Origin of the sequence: Accumulibacter sp. (assembly GCF_029255125.1) — a bacterium.
GTDB lineage: Bacteria > Pseudomonadota > Gammaproteobacteria > Burkholderiales > Rhodocyclaceae > Accumulibacter.
This window is the reverse complement of sequence record NZ_JAPUVR010000045.1, coordinates 1-4937: the sequence shown is the minus strand read 5'-3', so window position 1 is coordinate 4937 and position 4937 is coordinate 1. Positions and strand designations below refer to the sequence as shown.

General features: G+C 67.6%; 7 protein-coding genes and 1 pseudogene. 2 read left to right on the top strand and 6 right to left on the bottom strand.

What is annotated here, in order from left to right:
• On the bottom strand, nt 1-629 hold a 629-nt coding region (locus Q1L59_RS02305; protein ID WP_300327679.1), incomplete at its 3' end, for a toll/interleukin-1 receptor domain-containing protein.
• A 379-nt stretch (nt 630-1008) separates the two neighbouring features.
• Here Q1L59_RS02305 and Q1L59_RS02300 point away from each other — a divergent pair.
• Both Q1L59_RS02300 and Q1L59_RS02295 read left to right on the top strand, forming a co-directional pair.
• Nucleotides 1009-1236, top strand: coding sequence for a hypothetical protein (locus Q1L59_RS02300; RefSeq protein WP_300327678.1), 228 nt, complete (start codon nt 1009-1011; stop codon nt 1234-1236).
• Nucleotides 1224-1640: a type II toxin-antitoxin system VapC family toxin gene (locus Q1L59_RS02295; RefSeq protein ID WP_300327677.1), complete on the top strand. Its 417-nt coding sequence runs from the start codon at nt 1224-1226 to the stop codon at nt 1638-1640. Before Q1L59_RS02300 ends, Q1L59_RS02295 begins: the two co-directional genes overlap by 13 nt.
• A gap of 257 nt (nt 1641-1897) precedes the next feature.
• Here Q1L59_RS02295 and Q1L59_RS02290 read toward each other — a convergent pair whose 3' ends face one another.
• From Q1L59_RS02290 to Q1L59_RS02270, 5 genes and pseudogenes are all read right to left on the bottom strand, one after another.
• Entirely contained in the window at nt 1898-2206 is a 309-nt protein-coding gene (locus Q1L59_RS02290; RefSeq protein ID WP_300327676.1) for a helix-turn-helix domain-containing protein, read from the bottom strand.
• A gap of 16 nt (nt 2207-2222) precedes the next feature.
• A pseudogene (locus tag Q1L59_RS02285) lies at nt 2223-2520 on the bottom strand (DNA-binding protein).
• A 446-nt stretch (nt 2521-2966) separates the two neighbouring features.
• Nucleotides 2967-3371 carry a type II toxin-antitoxin system VapC family toxin gene (locus Q1L59_RS02280; protein WP_300327675.1) on the bottom strand — a complete coding sequence of 135 codons (405 nt, stop codon included), beginning with the start codon at nt 3369-3371 and terminating at the stop codon, nt 2967-2969.
• Nucleotides 3368-3652, bottom strand: coding sequence for an AbrB/MazE/SpoVT family DNA-binding domain-containing protein (locus tag Q1L59_RS02275; RefSeq protein WP_300327674.1), 285 nt, complete (start codon nt 3650-3652; stop codon nt 3368-3370). The genes Q1L59_RS02280 and Q1L59_RS02275 overlap by 4 nt, the downstream gene beginning before the upstream one ends.
• 83 nt (nt 3653-3735) lie before the next feature.
• The coding region (locus Q1L59_RS02270; protein ID WP_300327673.1) for a tetratricopeptide repeat protein at nt 3736-4937 on the bottom strand (1202 nt) is incomplete at its 5' end.

Genomic DNA, 4937 nt, shown 5'->3' with positions numbered 1-4937 from the left:
GGCACATGCACCAGCCGCGCCCGCGCGCTGGCGCGCCGGCTGCCGTCGGCGTGCGTCACGACGCGCGGGTCGCAAAGTTCGAGCAGCAGTTCTTCGACCGCTTCCGCCGGCGGCTGCGCCTGCGGCGCGGCGTCGGTCGGCAGCCGCCGGTGCAGGGCGACGAGAATGTCGTGCGGCGCCGCGTCGAGCGCGCTGCTGGCGAGCGCGACGTGGATCGGCTGCTCGTCGAACAGCGCCCCCAAAGCGCCGAGCGGCGTCCCGTCGAGCAGCAGCGGCACAACCGGGAAATGCTCGACCCCACCGCGCGCCTTCTGCACGACCAACGCGTACTTCAGTTCCTTCCCCACCCACGCCGAGCTGTGCGCCTGCGGCGAAACGAGCACCAGCACCCCCGACGACCCGTCGATCGCCGCCCGGATCGTCGATTCCAGCGGATCGCCGCCGCGGAAAGCCCGCGAGTCGATCGTCAGCGAAGTATCCAGCTCGCCCAGCGCCCGGTGCAACCGCCGGACAATCCCGTCGTCGTCGCTGCTGTGCGAGACGAAGTAGCTCGCGGAAGCGCCAGTCGTTGGCGAATCTCCCGTCGTTGAGCCTCCGCGATTGGCACTTCCGCCCGTGTTCTCGTTCATCGTGCCTCTCCCCTGGCAGCGTCGGTTTCTTTTCGGTTTCTCTTCGGCAAACGCCGGGCCCTCGTCCTTTGCCCACTAAGCTCGCCGCTTGCTTTTGCCCATTACAACAGCACTTAGCGCCGTAAGTCTACGCCAGATTCCTGTGCCTCGCCTGCGGTTGTTGCGGCGCGCGCGGCGGGCTGCGGCGACACGCACCCGAGGGCAAGCGCCAAGGCCCGGCCCGCGTCGCCGGCGCGACCGCGGTCGCCGATTCCTGCCCGTTTCGCGCGGCCGAGCGGGCGAGCGTCCGTCGTGCGGACAATGCAGCCGTTTTCCGCTAAGCTCACATTCGGTCAAAGGGAGCCCTACAGTAGAACGACTTGCGAAGGATCAAGAAGCGATGGAAGCCATTCGGCAATTCTATGAAGACGCACCGACCTCGATCGCCGTTCCCGAATCGCTGCGGCACAAGCGCCTTGAAGTCATCCTTCTCGTCCCGGACGCAGCGGAAAGTGACCAAGCCGGGGATTTGAAGGCTCTGCTCGCCGCCATGCCCGATGTTGGTGAGGACGCCGATTTCACCAGGCCAGCGGACTACGGGCGTGGAGATGCGGCGTGGGATTCCTGATCGACACCAACGTCCTGGCCGAACTGCGCAAGGGCGATCGCGGCGACCCAGGCGTGCAGGCTTGGTACGCGGGCATTTCCGCCGCCGATATCTACCTCTCCGTGATCGTTCTCGGCGAGATACGCCGCGGCACGGAGCTGCTGCGTCGGCGTGACCCCATCGCAGCGACAAGGCTGGACGCTTGGCTGACGACCCTGCGCGCCTCGGTGGGCAATCGTCTGCTGCCGATTTCCCAGGAAGTCGCCGATTCCTGGGGCCGCCTGGGGATTCCGGATCCGTTGCCGATGGCCGACGGTCTGCTCGCCGCCACAGCGCTGGTGCACGATCTCGTGTTGGTCAGCCGAAACACGCGCGATGTCGAGCGTTCCGGCGCGAAACTGCTCAATCCCTTCATTGGCCGCTGACAAAGTTCGCCTTGTCTCCAGCACGGTCAGACATGCACTGCCGGCAGCGCTGGGAAATGATGTTTGCAGAGCGAAAAAGCAGGCGCCTGATCGCCATGAGCCGCGGCATCTACTGGCATGCCGTGGACAGAGATGACAGCATCGAAGGCCTGTTGGCCGGAAGAGCCTCCGGCGAGAGTCAGACCTTGTTCAGGAAATGCTTGGCCGCACGAGCATTGCGCCTGGCGGCCCGTCAGTAAAACGGCCTGCGGCGATGCTCAGACTTCGCTCAACTCCTGCGACAACTCGGGATGTTTGACGATCAGCCGCAACAGGCACAACACCGCGCCCGGCGGCGCAAAGCGCCCTTGTTCCCAGTCGCGCAGCGTCGCCACCGGGGTGCCGATGCGCTCGGCGAATGCCGCTTGCGACAGGCCGGACAGTTTCCGCGCCTGGCGAACCAGGATTTGTTCGCCCGTCGTGATCCGCCCCATCCCGTCCCTCGCCTCGGCAAGCGCCTGCCGCAGGTCCGGCAGCGCTTCACCGGCATCCGCCTCGATCGCCGCCGCCACCTTGTCAACGTCCATTCCCGCACCCTCCATCTCACACCACCTTGTTGATTTCGTCAGGACGCATGGTGCTACGGTCCGCCTTGCCATACGCCGCCACCAGCAGCACGACTTCCTGCGCGCTCAGATTGAAGTAGATCACCCGCACCCCGCCAGACTTGCCAAACCCGGGCACGGCTCCAGCGAACCTTGCGCGCGCCGTCCGCACCAGGAATCACGTCCCCGGCGAGCGGATTCGCTGCAATCCAGTCGATAAAGCTCAGTCGCTCGTCTTCTGACCACAGCTTCGCGGCCTGTTTCTGGAATGTCGGGGTTTCGATCACCGTGCGCATGTCTTGAACTCTACGGGTTTCCCGTAGCATGTCAAGGCCGATCTTCACCTTGGAAGGCTCAAGGCGAGTTGATCGTCAGCGACGTATCCAGCTCGGCCAGCGCCCTGTGCAACCGGCGGACAATCCCGTCGTCGCCGCTGCTGTGCGAGAGGGAGCAGGTCGCCGAAAAGGAGGCGGAAGGGGAAGTGGCACGGGAAGCGGAACGGGAAGGTCCCTGGCTTGCGTTTGCGGAATCGTTCCTGGTCGTTGTTCCTCCCCGCCGGCGGTGGCCGTTCGTTTCCCCAGGCACGATTCATTGGCGGAATTGTCGGCTCCTCGCTGCGGCGGGTCGCTTGAACTGCTTGCAGCACGTCCTGGCCGAAGCAGCGGCGGCCAGCGATGGCGACCCCGCCAATGCTCCTTTGACCGACCAATCGGGCTTGCCGGCTGTTCGGCTTACCGGCCGCTCAGCTTGCCCAGTTCTCGACTTGCAACCCCGGAATGCGCGAAAAATCGGCCGGGTTGGCCGTGACCAGCGTCGCTTCCACGGCCAGTGCGTGCGCGCCGATCAGCTTGTCCAGCGCATTGCGCGTGCGTTGCGGGTCGGCCAGGCGAACGGCGGCGTAGGCGCGTGCGGCGGCGGCATCTAAGGGGAGCACCACGAGATCGTTGAGCACGGCGTCGAGTGCCGCACGACGCGCTGCGCCGTCGCCGCCTGGCGCGATGACGCCGAATTCGAGTTCCGCCAGGCTGATCGCCGAGAGCAGCAAGTCGCCGAAGTAGCACTCGCTGAAACGCCTGGCCAGCGCCGGATTCCCCTGCATGGCATGGATGCAGATGCTGGTGTCGAGCAGGTAACGCACCGCTTTCATCCCGGCTCGCCATTTCCGCGCTTGGCGGCGCCCCATGTTCCCCAATCGCGCTCAAGCTCCTCGCCCGCATCGGGACGTTCGCCATCCGGAAACCATCCCAAGGCGCCCATCGCCGAGAAGCTGTCGGCCAGGCCGGTGAGCCGGCGCAACGCCGGCCGGATGAGCAAGTCCCCCCCGGGCATCGCTTCGATCTCGACCTCCTTCACTCCCGGCGGCAACTGCAACTCCAGCGGAATGCGCACCGCTTGCGAATTCCCGCTTCTGAACACCCGTGTCCGCATTCGTCGCTCCTGTCTCCTGTATATACCGTGCGCACATGGTACTCCTTTGCCGGGATGAGTACTCCTGCGAGCGAAAAGCTGAGTCATCCCGTACCCAGGGCGTAAGACAAAGCGGCGACGGCGGCAACTGCGCCAACCGCGCCAATGACCCACATCATGCGCTTTACGGCGCGCGGGCCAGCGCGCGTCGTTCGCGCAATCGGACCGGCGGCGGCCAGTTGCTCGAGCAGCAGGACGATTTCGGCGGCGTCGCGGTAGTAAAGCCCCGGCGCGTCGGCGAGCGCCGCGCTGCGCTCGCCGGCGACGATGGCGCGCAGCGCGGCGACGAACGGCGGCAGCCAGGCGGGGGCGTCGGCGTCGCTGGCCAGTTCCCCGGCCAGTTGCGCGAGCCCCGCGGCGGCGCTGACGCTGTCGCCGGCGAGCAGCAGGCGGGCGATTTCGGCCGCCAGCCGCCCGCCGCCGCTGTGGTTCTCGCCGCCGTCGCGACGGTAGGCGAGGAACGCCTCGCGCGCCTGCCGGCTTGCCTGGCGCGCTTCGCTGGCGCGGCCGTCGTCGTTCTCGATGGCCGCGAGGATGCCCCAGACCTTCCACGGCTCGGCGGCGTGGCCAAGGTCGCGGAGGCACGCCAGCGCGCGTTCGATTTCGTGGCGCGCTTCGCTGCGTCGGCCAAGACGGCGCAGCGTCTCGGCGAGGTTGCCGCGCGAGCGGCCTTCGCCGGCCGCGTCGCGCAGCGCGAGGTAGCGCTCGGCTGCCTGCCGAGTGTGCGTCACCGCGTCCTCCGGGCGGCCGAGAACGTCGTCGTAGAGGTTGCCCAACTGGAGCAAGGTGCTCGCCTGCCCGGCGACGTTGTTGCACTGCACCTTGATCGCCAGTGATTGGCGGTACGCGTCTTCGGCGGCTTCGCCGTTGCCGGCGTCCTGGTGGACCATGCCGATCTGGTGCCAGGCGACGGCGACCGACTCCGCTTCGCCGAGCGCCGCGAAGCGTTCGCGCGCTTCGCCCCACGCCGCGAGCGCTTCCGGGAAGCGGCGCTGCAGCAGGCGGACGCTGCCCAACTGACCTTTGCCGACCGCGACCTGGCGTTCGGCGTGCGCTTGCTCAGCGAGCGCAATCGCCTGTTCGTACGCCTGCGCGGCTTCGTCGAGGCGGCCGAGGGCGGTCAGACAGTCCGCCTGCTCGGTGATGCAGGCCGCCGCCATGCCCGCCGCGCCGCGGCCGGGTTCGCGCGCTTCGACCGCGGTGAAGCGCCGCTGCGCTTCGGCGAGCGGCGACAACGCGGCGCCGG

What these genes read in the sequence shown, in the direction of transcription:
- Q1L59_RS02300 (WP_300327678.1), top strand. Translation starts at nt 1,009, where the DNA reads ATGGAAGCCATTCGGCAATTCTATGAAGACGCACCGACCTCGATCGCC.
- Q1L59_RS02280 (WP_300327675.1), bottom strand. Translation starts at nt 3,371, where the DNA reads ATGAAAGCGGTGCGTTACCTGCTCGACACCAGCATCTGCATCCATGCC.
- Q1L59_RS02290 (WP_300327676.1), bottom strand. Translation starts at nt 2,206, where the DNA reads ATGGACGTTGACAAGGTGGCGGCGGCGATCGAGGCGGATGCCGGTGAA.
- Q1L59_RS02275 (WP_300327674.1), bottom strand. Translation starts at nt 3,652, where the DNA reads ATGCGGACACGGGTGTTCAGAAGCGGGAATTCGCAAGCGGTGCGCATT.